Consider the following 17189-nt stretch of genomic DNA (forward strand, 5'->3'; position numbering starts at 1 on the left):
GTAAGAGAATGAAAATGACTATAAACATAAAATTTCCGGCAGTTGTCTTGCTTTTAACAATGCTGGCCCTCTTAACTTATTCTTGCAGTGACGAGAATGAACCGGCGGGTACAAGTATTTATCAAGGAGAAAGGATACCACTGGGCATTACTATGGGGGCACGCAACACTACCGATGAAGATAAAGTGATAAAATCCGTACGCGCCATTGTTTTTAATGACAAGGACCAACTTGTGTATAACGCAGTTTCCGATGCTTCCATAAACGATGATAACACATTTACTGCAACAATCAGGGCTGCACGGGGATACAACAATATTTACATCATCTGTAATGAGACGACGGAACTGACGGAAAAACTCAACGCCATTAAACGGGAAAATGAAATAGAAAACGTGACATTCTCAGCCGTAGGTATCGTTGCTCCTCCGCCTATGTATGGAAATGTGACACATGCTTATGTCGAATCCCGTAGCGACGGGTCAAATGCCACCGTTATAGTTAATAATGTCAGAATGACCGAACTGCCGATAAGTGTGACACGTATGGTGGCCCGTCTTAGCTTTACAGCTATTAAAAATATAACCAATCCGGATGAAGATTTCAAAGTAGCCAAGCTCACAGTTAAGGTATGCCGTATGCCGGTCGGTACACCCATAGGAGAAGGGCAGCCATCTACAGGCGATGTCTGGTCAGACGACCTTGCGATATCAGGAACAGGCACGCTTGACAATAATGGCGATTATACTATAAAAGATAATAGCTATACTATTCCTGCCGCACTGGATTTCATAACAATTCCTGCCACATATATTCCTGAGCACTTGCTATCCCAACCTGAAAATGCTTCTCAGGCAACCTACCTTAAGATTGACGCACAGTGCGTACTTAAAAACGGAAGTTCTCAGGTGCTGAACTGCGTTTACCTCTTGAATATCGGTCAAGAGCCTCCCAAAAACTATAACCTGACACGAAATAACCATTATCAGATATATGCCACCATTACCGGTATGGGGGCAATGGGGCTATATGCGCAAATAGTGGCCATGGAGGAACATGATATTACCATCAACTGGAAACCTATCGACGGACTGGTCATTGTGAGCGACAAGGCGGCAGATTATGACGCGGTTGCCGATACATCCAAAAATGTCAATATCTGGAATGATGTCAGCGTTTATTCAGGTATACTGAAAGCATATCATTCGGAGACGGGATATAAGGATGTATTGTTCAAATATGGCAGCTTGATAGCCGTGCACAGCGGCACAAGTGCGGGTGAGGAGTTTATAGCTCCTGCCAGTGCCAGTGTACTGAACGATGTACTTTGGTATCCCGGTTCATACGATCCCTTAAGCATCAGCGGGTGGACAGGTATTCCCTACCTAAACACAGGTGGAATACCTGCAAATAACACCGTAGACCAGGTTAAAGCCGGGGTGGGAGATCCCTGCAAGCTGGCCGGACTTTCCGAAACCCAGATCAAGGCTCAAAACATTGTGGATAACGGGCAGTGGCACATGGCTACCCCGGATGAGAACAAAGCCCTGATAGCGGCATCGGATAACGAGAATAATTCATACGGTTATCCTTCTTTCCATTGGCTGCTTTCCCCGCATAACCGGTATAGAGACGCGGGCGGTGTATCTCAGGGGGACCATTCCAATGGAGGGTATTGGACCGATGACGCTTCGGTATTCGAATTCTCCGGTAATCCATCGGGTGCAAGTTTCCAAAGCGGTAAGGACAGGCAAAGTGCCTATATGATCCGCTGCGTGCGCAATGAAATACCGGAAAGCAAGATGGAGGCGGGTACCATCTCCAGTCCTACTTATCAGGGAACCGAAAAAGGTGTAAAAGCTTATTTCGGTATAAAATCCAATGTGCCTTATTGGACGGCAACGCTTGTCACGGGAGAAGGTGCGGGAACAGCGGATCCGAACGATTTCTCGTTCGTATCGGATGGCACCATCGTACATACGACCCACGGAAGCAATACGGAAAATATACCTGTATACGTCAAACGTAAAGAAAGTGCTTCACCGCGTTCATTCAGAGTGAAGGTGGAAGGGGGCGGTTTGGACGGACAGACAAGGAGCATATTGCTCACCGTCTCGCAAAGCGGATATGATTTACGTGCTACTACCGGATTAAGTAGTCTGGGTAATATACCTCAAACGGGAGATACTTATATGGTGAATATCCAGCTTACTCCGACGGATATCTCCATACCTGCCGGAAAACTGTATTTGCAGGTTATTTATGGAGGCGTCCAAAAGTGTCTCAGTACTATAGTGGAGACTGCATCGAATACGTATAGTTATTCTGTCTCGATAACAATTCCTGAGAACAGCAGTCCGAGTCCTATCAATCTTACTGTTAATATTCTACTGGAGAAAGATACCGGAGTGACAGTTCCTCTCGGCAGTCCGTCAATTACACAAAGCGGCTACTGATGTCCTCTCCCTGGATGAAAACTTGACAATAAACATATATGATATGAACCTAAGAACAAAATATAAAAGATATTTCCGGACAGCCTGCACCACCTTGCTGTTGCTGGCGTTCGTGGGCTGTGCAAAAGATAAACTGGCAGAGTACGGTCCCGGTGACGCTACCGGTAAGGTGGTTATGGTCAGCCTGAAAGTCGGTATTCCCCCAGCTATAGAGCCTGCATCAACGAGCGGATATGCCGCCGCTAAGTCGCTTTTTAGGGATAGGAACGATTCCGGATTGCCGTTTACAGTGGCTTTGGAACAGGGACAAGAGCCACATGAGGTAACTACCCGGGTGTCTGACGGCACGACCAAGTTACATAACCTTTGGCTTTTCCAATTCGATGAGCACGGTTCCATTAACGGAAATCCTCATAAACTGAGTGATGCGGTAACAGCCATAAATGATTTGATGACGATAGATGTCCCCCTCGTAGTATCAGAGAACCAAACCTTATACCTGTTGGTATTAGGCCCCAAACTTAACTATGATATGAGCGGAGTGAGCACTCTTGATGAACTCAAGAATTGGAGTTTTGACTATCTTATTAATGTAGAAGGGCATACCCAATCGCTTATCACCGCAGATGATGAAGTGCCGCTGGCCGGAGAAGTGTCAGGTGTCACTGTGGTGGACATCGACGGTGGTAAGCGTGGTCTGGTAGAATACAACAAACCGACCGGCTTTGTGGGAGGCATCGAAATCGAGAGGTTGATGGCACGCGTTACCTTACGTTACAAGTTCGAGGTGGAAAATTACCGGTTACAAGGTTTGAAACTGCTGAATGTGAACAATACTATCCGGCTCACCAATCCTGTAAAAAATACCGATGCGGATACATACGCCACATTTGAAATGGATCAGTTGGGTGAGCCCGATTCCAATGGCTATTACTCGGCAACATGGTATGTAGCGCAGAATCGGCAAGGGACGGTCGCAACTATTCTGAGTGAAAGCCAGCGGTACTACAAAGTGGTCAATAAGGCGCCTTCAGGTGCTGCGCCGCCACTGGGTACGCAGATAGAGGCATGGGCATACCCTACTACCGGAACAGACGAATACGCGATCTACCAGATGTATGTTGGGAATAACAACACCGATAACTTCGATGTGGAACCCAACCATTTTTATAATTTGCGTACTGCTATAAACGCAGAGATAAACTCGGCGAAGAATGATGAACGGATCAGGGCATATACCACCAGCCAGTATGTGGAATTTTTTTCCAGCCTTAACGTAAAGGCTTCCGGGGCATCATTCAGCTACACCCAGTACAACAAAGCGGGTGTCGATTATGACCTGGATGCAGCTTATAGTGTCCGCCCGATAGTTATACAGACTCAAGGAAGGAAAGTGGAAGTGGAAATATATACTGACGCAGATTGTACGCAGAGAGCCGATAAGGGAAGCAGTTGGCTCCTCTTGTCTTCCTCTTCCAACTATACGGATGCATTCAATAATGTTAAAGAGCCATTGGATACCCGTGTTACGGCAAGTTCCATACTTCCCACTCAGGTGAAGTTTTATCTCTATAATAAGGAATACATTTACGATGATGACGGCAAACTGGTCGACCCGGGTGAATCCGATAAATCAGGAAAGCGTTCTTTATACATTAAAGTAACTACTACGACAGAGGGTGAAGGAGAAACATTGCAAACTTTCCATATATTCAGACTGGACCAGCGCCCGGCAGTATATGCCGGGTGTTTTGGAGGAGAAAGAGACACGGACGGAAACTATACAATGGGATTGGTGCATGACAGACCGAAACGTAGTGTATACCAGTATGACGTACCATCGGGTAAATTGGAATATGGTTACAATGCGATTGTAACAGCTGATTATTCATACGGGACGGATGACGTGTATTATGGAAAAACCGCAACGGTAAACCTGGCCGAGAATATAAAGAACCTTACTTGGAGTGGTAATATACCTGTCCCGCAGAAAGATGCTTCCGGACATATATTGCTATATCAATATCAACACCCCGCTAGTACATTTTCTGCAAGGGCTTGCTATGATAAGAACCGGGATGAAGATGGAAACGGACGAATAGAAGGGGAGGAGTTAAAATGGTATTTACCGGCATCCAATCAACTGATTGGCCTCTATATCGGCAGTCTATTAGATGCCAGCAGCGGGCAAACAATTACAGAAGATGGAAGTACTTCTGCCAAAAGGTGGTATTACGGGCTTAACTCTTACTATAAGACTGAGGGTAGTGCAAGGTGTGTAAGAGACATCCCTCTCCCTTCCGTTACTTATTAATGATAAAATGAAAATATAAAGAATAAAATGAAAAGAATAACTGTCATAATCTTCGCGTCCCTTTTTATCTTGCTAAAGGGATATTCCCAGACAATAGAAGTCTATGAAGATTCAAGGGGAAACAAGTATGCGGCTATTAATTCGAAAGATTTGCCGAAACAAAGGATCAGAGATAAAAGTGCTGTCTTTTATAACAACATTCAATTATACGAGTACACCCCGACTGGTCAAGATACGAATCCTATTATTGATACTAATGGCAACCCTGTTTATGCGGACAGGATTATCCGGCATATAGATAGCATGTATGATGCAGGCAAAATCAATAAGACTGTATCTGCATTTTTTATAGTCTCTCCGGATATCGTATATAGCGATGGCAATGATAGCGAGGGAAAAGATAGTGGAACGCAAACAATGAATTGGGCTACGGCAAATGGCTATCTCGCTACGGCAAACAGTAATAGTTATAGTACGGAGAAGAATATTGCCGTTCCCAAGGGATGCGCTATGTATCGGGGGAAAGACGGTCAGGACGCTCCGGGAACATGGCGGATACCTACACTGCGTGAAGGAAGCCTGATTATGATTTATTATAAGGAATTAGAGGCTACAGCTACCCAAGATACCGATTGTAAAGCATTTGCCTTATCTGACATAGCAACCACCTATTGGTTAGCGACGGAAAATACAACTTCTTCTCAAGCATGGTCAATGACAATTTATCCTGATGCGACAAGAGTGAAATATAAGTCTGTCAGAGATCTCTCCAAGGCAAGCTACTATTATCTCCGTTGCATCCGGGATATTCCGCCGGAATGAACTATCAATCTATAAGCAAGATTTTTCTCAGCCAAAAGCCGAAGAGTGTATAATCAATCATCAAACAAAATGAAAACAATAAAAGCTGAAATGTTACTGGTGGAAGGTTCGTCGTTTCCTGTCATTCAGGAGGTTTACGACCCTTTGAGCAGAAGGCGTAACGGAACCATCACTCCGCAGGCTCCCATTATTATTACCGGATGCAATTTAGAGATGCTGACGTGGGAAAACACAAGATTATGTATTATTCCCGCAGTAAACGACAAGATACTGATAGAGCTTAACAATGTGCACAGATGCTCAGAAGATAAAGTTTGTGCAATCCTTCCGCAAGTTGACGAGGGCGAATATTTTCTGGCACTGAAAATCTTGATGAAAGATAAAGAATGTTTTATCTATATTTTCTCTGAGCCGTTGATTGTGAGTCTAAAAAGATATGGAAGAGTAGATATGTATCCACATTACTATGATGGGGATAAGTGATTGCTATTTATGATGCAAATAAAACAAATCTGAAACCAGACATATTATGGTAGTGAGAAAAAATAACGAATATGATCAGGCTGATACTTCGCCTGAGTTTGAAGAGTTCAATGTTTACACGGATCTAAGTGATTTACCTCTTGATGGAAATCCTAAATATCTTGATGAATGCATTGTAGGAGTATGTACGGAAGGTTCTGCCTTTTTCAGTGTGTTTTCCAATAAGCGAAAAGTTATCAAGAACGATTTGATAACAATTTTCCCTTACCAGCTAGCCTGTGTGACTGATTTTAGTGAAGATTTCTCTATGACATTTCTTAAGGTGCCTAAAAAGATGTTTTTAGACACCATTTGTGGCACATATAGGCCTACTCTTGAGTACTTTTTTTATATGAGGAAAAATTTCAGCTTACCTATGTGTGAGGAAGAGTGTGACCGGTTTATTCATTTTTGTTATATACTATCTTTCCGCATAGATTTACCATGCAGCTATTTCAGGAGGGAATCCATAATGAATCTTTTGAAGGTTTTCTTTTGGGATATGTATGTATCGTATAAGAATAGTCCACAGTCGGAAAAACCGATAAAGTATACCCATAAGGAAAAAAAGATGTTCGACTTCTTTTGTCTGGTAATAGAATATCATACAGTCAGTCGTGATGTCGCGTTTTACGCGGAAAAAATGCATATTTCCCCTAAGTACCTGACAATGCTGATGACGGAAAATAGCGGACGTTCGGCCAAAGAGTGGATTGTTGAGTATACCATTCTTGAAATCAAGGCTCTTTTGAGGGATTCGAGCCTGGAAATTAAGGAAGTGGTTTCACGAACCAACTTTCAATCAAACTCCGTAATGACCCGTTTTTTTCGTGAATATACGGGGATGACTCCAACTGAGTATAGGGAAAGAGAGTCTTTCTGAGTGAGATGATACTGCGGAAGCGGCGTTGAAGCAAATTGGTGAGAAAGATTATTTGATACCTTATCAGGCTGACGGGCGTGAAGTGATAAAACTCGGTGTGGAATTCAGTGCTGAGAAACGCAATATCAATCGCTGGCTGACTGTAATGTCATAATAAAAAGGGTTATCCTCTTCAAGAAGATAACCCTTACATTACATGAATTTACTCTATTTTTTAGCCTTTTGTTTATTTGGCATCTTCAATAATAGAACAGATACTAACCCGGTTCCAATCCGGTTCTGTGAACATGTCACCCACTCCCTGACCTTCGGCAGTAATACGTGACGGGTTGATTTTATACTTATTCACCAAGATTGTTTTTACAGCTTCGGCACGCGCTTTAGCTATTCTTGCATTGACTTCGGCACTACCTTCCGGTGAAGCGTATCCCTTAATTACCACTGTTGTATTTGCGTATTTCTTCATGTAAGAAGCTACACGTTCCACATTTGGCAACTGAGAGGCATCGACTGTAGATCTACCTTGTCTGAAAGTAATGATGGATTCCGGAATACGGCTGGTTTCCACTACCGTCTCAACAGGAATTACCCGGTTCTGTAAGTTATTGACTTCCTGTTGCAGTGCACTGATCTTCTGTGCGTCAACATTGATCTGGCCGTTCTTCTCATTCACTTGCGAGCGAAGATTATTGATAGAATTGTTCAGGTCGCTTATTTCGGCCGGATCATAGAGCTTCGCCAAAGTGAAGTGATGACTTCCGTTGCTGCCACCAAAGTGATAAGCTACGCCTGCCGTCAGCTCAAATGCCGCATTGTTCGCATTGAACCGGCTCCGGTTGTGTTCACCTTGCATATCATATACCAGTGCCGGTTTCACTCCTACCGTCCAAGCTTTAGCTTCGCCAAGGTTGAAGTTGAAGTTCAGTCCGAAACGGCTGGACCAGGAATTCACATCTCCAGGGCCGTCCATGTAGTAGTGCAGCCATCCCGCACCGGCCACGGCTTCGACTTCGAATATGCGGGGAACGCCCGTATAACCTGCGAACAGGTTCATCAGGTTGACCTTGCCCAATAAGCTAAGGTCGGAAACATCGAAAGCTGTTTTGCTATTCGTGGTGTTTATATATCCCATGCCTTGAACTCCCAGTCCGAAAACAGGAGTCAGTTGCTTGGTAAACTCAAGTCCCAAAGCCGGACGGGCGTTCTTGAAGAATGCGCTGTGGGTTAGGGGAGTTATCATGCCGGTTTTTAGTTCTACAGACCAGTTGTCTGTGAATTTGCTGCCTTGTACAGTAGTCTGAGCATTCGCTGTGAGTGCTGCTGCTACAAAAACTGATAGAATAATTGACTTTTTCATAATTAAAATAATAATTAATTGGTAATATTGCAAAATTGTTATATTCTGAAGCGTTTTGCCCTTTCTTCAGAATTTGAGAAATTATGAGTTTAGGTTATCATGTTAATTTTCCGTATTTATCCTGATTTGCTTGGGTAAATATCTAATATTCAGTGATTAATTCCTTTTTCATAATTTTATTTCTTTAATTCATGTTTAAGTTTGCTATTTGCTTATGACAACATTGTGTCTGAAGAATAGTTCGATAACCGAAATTAGAATTAACAAGAATTTAGCATTGTGTAATTTGTGTTTAAGTATGAATAGCTATCTGAAAAATAACTTTATGCAAATTGCTCTCACTGCTCTCACTGGTATGTTAATGAATTGTTTTTTAGAACATTAATTGTAGTGATGGCAAAATAAAAAGTGAGAGCAACTTGCTTGCCCTCACTCCGTTTTTAACAGTTCTACATTTTAACTTCTTCTGTTACACCATAATAGCCCGGATTCGCCACATATAGCGGTTGTGTCAGAATTCCGATATTTTTCAGCTTTCCTTCCTCTTTCAGGCGCCGTATATGCCTCATTGCAGTCGATTTCATCATGCCGCACACTCTTTGGAAGTCACATCTGGTCAGCATCCGGTGTTCGCTGAAATAATTCGTCAGCCGATGGTCAATCTCTTCGTCAGTCAGTTTATTGGAGTGCCCGTTATGCTTGATGTTTTTCAGCCGGACGGCACCGATTTCATTTTTCAGAGTCTGGTCCGCCCGGAACTTGATACCTTTCAGTTTTACTTTCGTATTCTTCCGTTTCGTATCTTTGGTGATTTCCCCCGTGCAAGTCAGAGTGGGGTGGAAATAGCCGATCCCGTCCAGATGCACCTGTTTGCCTTCTGCCAGTTCGTCGCCCATCGCGTGCGACAGGGCATCGAGCACGGCGCTTACATCCGTTTCCGTTAGTGAGCAGCGTTCTTGAATTTTGCGCCGCAGCCTGGCCGTGTCCGCTGTTCCGTTGAGCGTGATGCGTGCGTGAAGTTTCGTTTCCTCCTGAGTTTGGCTTGGGGCCACCGGGTTTTCATACCACTCGAATAAGATTGCCATCGTTGTTTGTTTTTAAATGAATGATGCATTAATTTGTTTTACATAAGGGATAGTTACGTTTAGGTAACGGCAGGGGTGTGCGTCAACCAAGATTGACAGCTCTGCCAACCTTGGTGAACGGTTCCGTCAACCCATATTGACGGGCCTGTTCACCTGGGTTGACACCCTGTTCCCGTTACTGCAAATATACAAAATAAATAAGGGTAAGTCAAGTGATTCCTTATATTTCTCTCAATTATTATTGATGTATTTTGATTGAAGTGGCGCAGTTGGATTTTATTTCAGTAAATGTGCAATAAATAGTCCTGAAAGCTTGACTTTGCCTTTCTAATGTTGTACTTTAGCAGTCCCGTAACGGGAGGATTATAAATAAATAAATTTCAAAAATATAATTGAATGAAAATCACCTTGATAAGACATGACAAAGAGAGTGGTAAGGAAATGCTCACTGTCTGTGACGCCGGCGTGCTGATAGAGAAAATGAAATCGGAAACAAAAGCCGGGTATGTGACAGGACTCCGAACCGTCCTGCCGGAACTGGAAGGAACCCATGCGATGTACGAGCATATTGACAAATTACCGCGTATTTATCCCGCATTGGAGTATGCCCGTACCAAAGACGGCGGGCGGAAGATGAAGCAATACAACGGACTGCTGCAGCTGGAAGTGAAAAAGCTGGCGGGCTTGGGAGAAGTTGACCTGGTGAAGCGGCAAGCCATGCTGTTGCCGCAGACTTTCGCCGCTTTTTGCGGTTCCAGCGGAAAGAGCGTGAAGATATGGGTGCGTTTTGCCCTGCCTGACGGAAATCTGCCTAAAAGGGAACAGGAGGCGATGCTTTTTCATGCGCATGCCTACAGGTTGGCTGTAAGTTGTTACCAGCCGTTACTCCCGTTTCCCATTACTTTGAGAGAACCTTCGCTGACACAAAGTTGCCGCATGACGCTGGATGAACAGCCCGAATATAATCCGGCTGCCGTATCGTTTTGTCTGGAACAGCCCTTCTCTATGCCCGGAGAAGAGACTTTCCGGCAACGTCGCCTGGCGGAGAAAAATCCGTTGTTGCGGATGGAGCCGGGTTATGAGACTTCGCAAACATTTGTCATGCTTTTTGAGAGTGCGCTCGACAAGGCTTTCCGCGAGCTGGAGAATTGGAGGCGGGGCGATGATTTACAGCCTTTGCTCGTCCACCTTGCCGAACACTGCTACAAAGCCGGCATACCGGAAGAGGAAGTGGTGCGGCAGGTGCTGATTCATTATCATCGCCAGTCCGATGAGCAGACGGTGCGCACTATACTTCATAACCTGTATCAGGAATGTAAAGGTTTCGGCAAAAAGAGCGCACTGACTCCCGAACAGGACACCGCGTTGAGGCTGGAGGAGTTTATGGAACGCCGCTATGAGTTCCGCTATAATACGGTCTTGAATGACCTTGAGTTCCGCCAGCGCGATTCCATTCATTTTTATTTTAAGACTATGGACCGCAGGGCGCGCAACAGCATTGCCATCAATGCCCTGAAAGAAGGTATCCGTGCCTGGGACAGGGATGTGGAACGCTATCTGACGTCCGACTTCGTGCCTCTGTACAATCCGGTCGAGGAGTATCTTTGCGGTGTGGGCCGCTGGGATGGGAAAGACCGCATCCGGGCGCTTGCCGACCTCGTGCCGTGCAACAATCCATATTGGCGGGAGCTGTTCTATCGCTGGTTTCTCAGTATGGTGGCGCATTGGAGGGGACTCGACCGGCAGCATGGCAACAGTACGTCGCCTCTGTTGGTAGGTGCGCAAGGTTTTCGGAAATCTACGTATTGCCGCATTATTCTGCCACCCGAGTTGCGCTTTGGTTATACGGACAGTCTTGACTTTAAGAGCAAGCAGGATGCCGAACGTTATCTGGGACGCTTTATGCTGGTCAATCTGGATGAATTCGACCAGATTAATCTCAATCAGCAGGGCTTTCTGAAACATTTGCTTCAGAAGCCGGTGGCTAATCTGCGGAAACCGTATGCGAGCAGTATTCAGGAGGTGCGCCGTTATGCTTCGTTTATCGGTACGAGCAATCAGATGGATTTGCTGACCGATCCCAGTGGCAGCCGCCGTTTCATCTGCATTGAGGTGACTGCGCCCATCGATACGAATGTTGCCATCAATTACAGGCAGTTGTATGCCCAGGCCATGCATGATATATATAAAGGTGAACGTTACTGGCTGGACGATAAAGATGAGGCGATTTTGAAACAAACCAATCGCGATTTTGAACAGGTCACTCCGCTTGAGCAGCTTTTCAGTAGCTACTTCCAGCCTGCGGAAAGTGAAGAGGCGGGAGAGTGGCTGACTGCCATGGAAATCTTCAACTATTTGCAGACCAAGACCAGGGACAGATTGTCAATCAGTAAAATAGCATGCTTCGGCCGCTCACTTCGGAAACTGGACATTCCTTGTAAGAAGTCGAATAGGGGGACGGTTTATCTTTTGGAGAAGGTGGGATGAAGTTGGGGTGGCACTCTAAATACCTGCATAAACCCTGACATAACAAACACGAAAAAAGGCTTCCAACTCGTGGAAGCCCCGGAAATCAAGTTGTATAATTTGCCGTCAAACAATAACTACACAACTGATAAAAATTCACGCCCAATTTTATGAATACCTTTTAACGGGGAATGAATAATAGAGTTTACGTAAACTAGTTTTCTCATGAATTTGATACTCTTGCAAAGGGTTATTTTTCAGATATACAAGAATAAAGAAGAGGCAGCTTACGCATCGCTGGCAAAGTTTTTATTCGTGGCAGATGCAAAAAAACATGATTTAAAATCAGGTGTGGAAGTGGGATTATGATGGGAATCAATATATTTGCAAATCGTAATGTCATAGTAAGAGTTTATTAAATGAAGAAATTAATCCCCCGGTATACATTTTATAAGAGCAAGTATGGGAGTGAACTTTTAGTGGATGTCGTGGAACTGAAATACGTGAAGCGTTTTCTGGCTGAAGGGGCTGTGCATACGTTGACTTATTATGATATTACTTTCATAACAGAAGGCGAGGGCGGTTTTTCTATTGATAATCAGATGTGTGAGGCGATACCCGGTGATGTGTTCTTCTCTAAACCCGGAGAAATACGGAATTGGGATACGGCTCATATCGCAAATGGCTATGCATTGATTTTCGAGGATGAATTCTTGTCTTCCTTCTTCAAAGACCCTTTGTTCGTACAACACCTTCCGTTCTTCAATATGGAAAAGACGGCTTCCAAGCTTCATTTGTCTGATGAACTTTATAAGCGTATGATTCTGCTTTTGCATGATATAAAATCAGAGATAGATTTGTACAGGCAGAATGACGTGCATGTGCTGAGGGCATTGCTTTACGAAGCCCTTATGCTGCTCAACCGGGCTTATCTGAATATGTTATCTCTGAGAGAGAAGGATAAGGAAGCCGGCAGCATTCACGTCAGTAAATTTATAGAATTAGTGGGAGGGAACTTGAAAGAACAACATTCCGTCCGGTTTTATGCGGATAAGCTCTGTATTACTCCCAACTATCTGAATGAAGTTGTAAATTCGGCAATGAACATCAGTGCCAAACAATATATCCTGAATAAGATTATGGACGAGGCTAAAAAGCAGCTCATCTATACCGATATTTCCATATCAGACTTGTCATTTGAACTTCATTTCTCTACCGTTGCCTATTTCGTGCGTTGTTTCCGGCAGTATACAGGAGAGACGCCATTAGCTTACCGGAAACTGTATAAACCGTAAAAAGTGCTATTTCTCCCTTGGTTTTTATTGCGTTGATTTTCTGTGCCGTGTTTATCTTTGCCGCAACAATAACCAATAAAATAATGAGATGATGAGAGATGCAGAGAAAACAGTAGGAGGTATGATTGATAAGTTGAAAACCGCTTTCATCGGTTCGATAGATGCAGAGGGGTTTCCGAATATCAAAGCTATGTTGCAGCCTCGGAAAAGGGAAGGGATAAAAGTTATCTACCTGACCACGAACACTTCGTCAATGCGTGTTGCACAATACCGGAAAAATGATCGTGCAAGTATTTACTTTTGTGATACGCGGTTCTTCAGGGGAGTGATGTTGCGCGGCACAATGGAAGTGCTGACGGACGACGCCAGTAAGGAGATGATATGGCAGGAAGGCGATACCATGTATTATCCGGAAGGTGTGACGGACCCGGATTATTGTGTGCTGAAGTTTACGGCAATTTCCGGGAGGTATTATAGTAATTTTAAATCGGAAAGTTTTGTAGTTGACTAATTATCAGATATCTTTATCTTTTTAATGCTAAACTTGTCTTTTTTGTGTTAGCCTTTGTCCATTTTGTGTCTTTTCTCTCGGTTGATATAGCCTAATTTTGCACGTAGTTTACTACTGACTATGTAATTTTAATATTGTATTTATGAGACAAAAGTACTTAAAAATCGCTATGATTGTGATTGCCACAATTGTATTCAATGGTTTGATGACAGGATGCGTGGAAAAAGACGTATATAATCCGGATGCAGGCAAACAACCTTTACCTGATCCGGATGGATATTTTGGTTTTGAAACGCGTGGTGATGTGAAGCTTCTGGTGAACTATGATGTTCCGAGTTTTACTGCTCTTGTAGAGGTATATGACGAAGATCCTATGGTGGAAGGTACGTCGGTGAAAAAAGAAGGAGTGGAGGCTATATTCAAAACTTATACAGATAATAACGGAAAGTATGAGGGGAAAATGAATATACCGACCTCGGTGGGGAAAGTTTATTTATGTACGGAAACTTGTGGACTGCCAAGATGTGTAGAAATGGAAATTAAAGACAATGCTGTTAGCTTTGATATGAGTGTGAATCAGTTAAGACCTTCTACACGAGCATATTCGTTTGATGACACAAACCCACCGTATACTATTGATAGGTCTAAGAATCTTTATTCACTGTGTAAATGGGGAGAGGGAGGAAATCTTACTTATATTTTTAATAACAGTACTCTTAGTAAAGATTACATTAATAAGGATTATATCACGTCTGTGAATCAGATTGGTGATGAGAATATTTCAGATGTAACGAAGCGACTGAAGAAATTTTTCAATCCATATAATACGAATGTGGATAATTCAGGATTGTTTGTTGCACCCGAGGTTACTAATATAAAGATAAAAGAGAAAACCAAATTGGATGTTGTGTTCCTTGATCGGGATGCTTCTTTTGATAATACGTTTGGGTATTATTTTTATAAGTCTGGTGAGAGGGTAGATGTGAATAGTGTGAAAAAATATATTGTATTTCCAGATGTCGCTTTTTCAAAATTTGGAGGTTTATTATCTATATTAAGCTGTGGAAATAAAGTACGTTTGCTCTATTTTGATGAGAGTGGTAATGCCACAGAAGAATTTCCGGAAGGATATACGGTAGGTTGGTTTCTCTATGCTGATGGATACAATGGGTACTACAAAGATTCTGATGTTAAAGTGGATGAGATCAGGACGAAAAATCTTCGTACTTCTAATGAATTCGATTTAACTAAGAATGGATTTGTCTCTGTGAAAGATGAAAAGAGTGGAAAGACCATTATAGGTGTTGAAGATGGAGCGAACCAAAGTTACTGTGACCTTTTGTTCTATGTAGATGCCACTCCGGAAGGAAGTATTGACGACCCTGATAGACCTGTTATTAAACCTGACGATGGTAAAGACGATCCGGAACCGGATCCGGTAGAACCTCTTAAAGGTACGCTGGCGTTTGAAGACATCTGGCCTTCGGGTGGTGATTATGACATGAATGATGTAATAGTGGAATACAGGCGTGAAGTTTCTTTTAATACCAAGAATATGGTAACAAAGATAGTCGATATATTTACTCCGGTACATGATGGCGCTACATTCTTAAATGCGTTCGCTTATCAGATAGATCCCGGACAACTTGGTAAAGTGACTTCAACGGATGTAAAAGTAGAAAATGAAACATCGTCCATTATAGTGACACCTAATGTTAAGGAAAGTATTGACAAGACGTATACAATAACCAGAGAATTCAACGCTTCTTTTAAGAAAGATGATTTGAAAGGTTATAATCCATATATCATTGTAAAGTATGCTGATGGACAAAAGGATAGGACAGAGGTTCATTTACCTAAGCATAAAGCCACATCTTTAGCTAATCAGTCGCTTATTGGCACTAATAAGGATGCTTATTACATTGACCGTGAAGGAGCATATCCGTTTGCCATTGATATTCCTGTATTGGGCTTCAAGCCGGTAACGGAAAGGCAGCGCATTGACAGTGAATATCCTGATTTCACGAAATGGGCAGAGTCAAAGGGGGCCAAATATACAGACTGGTATGAAAATTATACCGGTCTCCGGAAATAATCTAATTGTGGGGGATGGAGCAAGCGGACAGCCTTTGGCTGAATGGTTTGCTCCATTTTTTTTTGTTTTTATGGCTTCAGTATGCTCTTTATCGAATTTAATTACTACTTTCGCTTTAACCAATGCCTGAATGGGCCTTATATATGAAAGGATTTCTGATTATAAAGAATAATATTCTTAGTAAGCAAACACTTCTTCTTGTTTATATTTTAGTTTGGGGTATGCAGGCGTATGGCTCCGCTAATCTCTCTTCTATTTTCCCACATAATTATCGATATAAAAGTTTTAAGAATATATATTTCCCACTAGAATCGAATATTGTAAATGCAATTTTTCAAGATGACACGGGATTGACATGGATTGGTACTAAAAGTGGCCTGTTCTCTTATGATGGATATCAAATCTATAAATTAGCAAAGGAAACCGATATAGAATATGCCAATATCACTGCAATAGTACAGATAAGTAAAGAATATCTGTGTATCGGGACTAATAGGGGATTACGTTTTTTAAATTTGCTTACTGAGCAATTTGAGAACCTGTATCCGGCTACTCAGGTGGTTAAATCCGTCCGTTCCTTGGCTGTTTGGAACGATAAACTTTGGATTGGAACTAATGATGAAGGATTACTGTATTATGATTTCCAGAATGGATCTATTTTGCACCTGCCATTAGAGTCCGGAAAAAGTAAATCAATAGTCTATGCATTTGCACCTGCCAATGGCAAGCTTTATATAGGCTCTTATGATGGCTTGAGTTGCTATGACCCCACAAAACAAGTGAGAGAAACAGTCTCATTGCCTGAACAATTCCGGAAACTGATGGTAAATTCATTGCTGTGGGATGAACAGCAAAATTGCTTATGGATTGGGGCGGAAGGATGTTTACTCCAATATTCTTTTAAAGATTCTCATGTAGAAACATCTCTTGCATTGCCGTCGAATACTGCTAAAACGTTGGCTTTTGATAATAAAAATAATATTGTGATCGGTACGGATAATGGCTTGTATATTTATAGTCGGAGCCTGAGGAAAGTCAACCATGTACTTCGTGATTTGCGAAATGAGCAATCTTTGTGTAATAATGTTATCTCATGTATTTATGTTGATAAAAATAATAATGTTTGGCTAGGTACTGATTATGGCATATCGTTGATTATTGATGACTCTGCTTTTCAGTTTATTCATATTTCAGAATTGATAAATGAAAGGAATGGAAATCATTTTACCCATATATATAAGGATAGCAAAGGAGGGTATTGGCTAGGAGGAACAAACGGGCTTTTGCTATTTGGAGAAAATGGTGACGTGAAATGCTTTAATACAGAGACTCCGGACGGCTTGCTTCTGCACAACCGAATCAGATGTATATGAAGATCGTGAT

13 protein-coding genes and 1 pseudogene are annotated in these 17189 nt (G+C 42.6%); 12 read left to right on the top strand and 2 right to left on the bottom strand.

What is annotated here, in order from left to right; all coding sequences use genetic code 11:
- The first annotated feature begins 8 nt into the window (after window positions 1–8).
- From K6V21_RS17210 to K6V21_RS17235, 6 genes and pseudogenes are all read left to right on the top strand, one after another.
- A complete protein-coding gene (locus K6V21_RS17210) occupies window positions 9–2456 on the top strand; it encodes a fimbrial protein (protein WP_224319343.1) in 2448 nt (815 codons plus the stop codon).
- Between the two features lie 43 nt (window positions 2457–2499).
- Window positions 2500–4770 (top strand): DUF4906 domain-containing protein, encoded by a 2271-nt coding sequence (locus K6V21_RS17215; RefSeq protein ID WP_224319344.1) that lies wholly within the window; start codon window positions 2500–2502, stop codon window positions 4768–4770.
- A 27-nt stretch (window positions 4771–4797) separates the two neighbouring features.
- Window positions 4798–5592, top strand: a complete 795-nt coding sequence (locus K6V21_RS17220; RefSeq protein ID WP_073313941.1) for a DUF1566 domain-containing protein — start codon at window positions 4798–4800, stop codon at window positions 5590–5592.
- A 69-nt stretch (window positions 5593–5661) separates the two neighbouring features.
- Entirely contained in the window at window positions 5662–6075 is a 414-nt protein-coding gene (locus tag K6V21_RS17225; protein ID WP_025830675.1) for a DUF4469 domain-containing protein, read from the top strand.
- 46 nt (window positions 6076–6121) lie between these two features.
- Window positions 6122–6997, top strand: coding sequence for a helix-turn-helix domain-containing protein (locus K6V21_RS26780; protein ID WP_258770949.1), 876 nt, complete (start codon window positions 6122–6124; stop codon window positions 6995–6997).
- Window positions 6998–7007: 10 nt separating this feature from the next.
- Window positions 7008–7151 (top strand): annotated as a pseudogene (locus K6V21_RS17235) (PD-(D/E)XK nuclease domain-containing protein); the annotation flags it as partial.
- Between the two features lie 72 nt (window positions 7152–7223).
- Here the strand turns inward: K6V21_RS17235 and K6V21_RS17240 are convergent.
- Together K6V21_RS17240 and K6V21_RS17245 are read right to left on the bottom strand one after the other, a co-directional pair.
- Window positions 7224–8354, bottom strand: a complete 1131-nt coding sequence (locus K6V21_RS17240; RefSeq protein WP_025830676.1) for an OmpA family protein — start codon at window positions 8352–8354, stop codon at window positions 7224–7226.
- Between the two features lie 449 nt (window positions 8355–8803).
- Entirely contained in the window at window positions 8804–9439 is a 636-nt protein-coding gene (locus K6V21_RS17245) for an HU family DNA-binding protein (RefSeq protein ID WP_224319346.1), read from the bottom strand.
- Between the two features lie 396 nt (window positions 9440–9835).
- Here K6V21_RS17245 and K6V21_RS17250 point away from each other — a divergent pair, with 396 nt between their 5' ends.
- From K6V21_RS17250 to K6V21_RS17275, 6 genes are all read left to right on the top strand, one after another.
- Window positions 9836–11926, top strand: coding sequence for a BT4734/BF3469 family protein (locus K6V21_RS17250; RefSeq protein ID WP_224319347.1), 2091 nt, complete (start codon window positions 9836–9838; stop codon window positions 11924–11926).
- Between the two features lie 204 nt (window positions 11927–12130).
- Entirely contained in the window at window positions 12131–12274 is a 144-nt protein-coding gene (locus K6V21_RS17255) for a hypothetical protein (RefSeq protein WP_224319348.1), read from the top strand.
- Window positions 12275–12324: 50 nt separating this feature from the next.
- Window positions 12325–13200 carry a helix-turn-helix domain-containing protein gene (locus K6V21_RS17260; RefSeq protein WP_224319349.1) on the top strand — a complete coding sequence of 292 codons (876 nt, stop codon included), beginning with the start codon at window positions 12325–12327 and terminating at the stop codon, window positions 13198–13200.
- Window positions 13201–13288: 88 nt separating this feature from the next.
- Window positions 13289–13711 carry a pyridoxamine 5'-phosphate oxidase family protein gene (locus tag K6V21_RS17265; RefSeq protein ID WP_224319350.1) on the top strand — a complete coding sequence of 141 codons (423 nt, stop codon included), beginning with the start codon at window positions 13289–13291 and terminating at the stop codon, window positions 13709–13711.
- Window positions 13712–13853: 142 nt separating this feature from the next.
- Window positions 13854–15806 carry an LruC domain-containing protein gene (locus tag K6V21_RS17270; RefSeq protein ID WP_224319351.1) on the top strand — a complete coding sequence of 651 codons (1953 nt, stop codon included), beginning with the start codon at window positions 13854–13856 and terminating at the stop codon, window positions 15804–15806.
- A 143-nt stretch (window positions 15807–15949) separates the two neighbouring features.
- A complete protein-coding gene (locus K6V21_RS17275) occupies window positions 15950–17179 on the top strand; it encodes a two-component regulator propeller domain-containing protein (protein ID WP_224319352.1) in 1230 nt (409 codons plus the stop codon).
- The last annotated feature ends 10 nt before the right edge of the window (window positions 17180–17189 follow it).

Origin of the sequence: Bacteroides cellulosilyticus (genome assembly GCF_020091405.1) — a bacterium.
GTDB lineage: Bacteria > Bacteroidota > Bacteroidia > Bacteroidales > Bacteroidaceae > Bacteroides.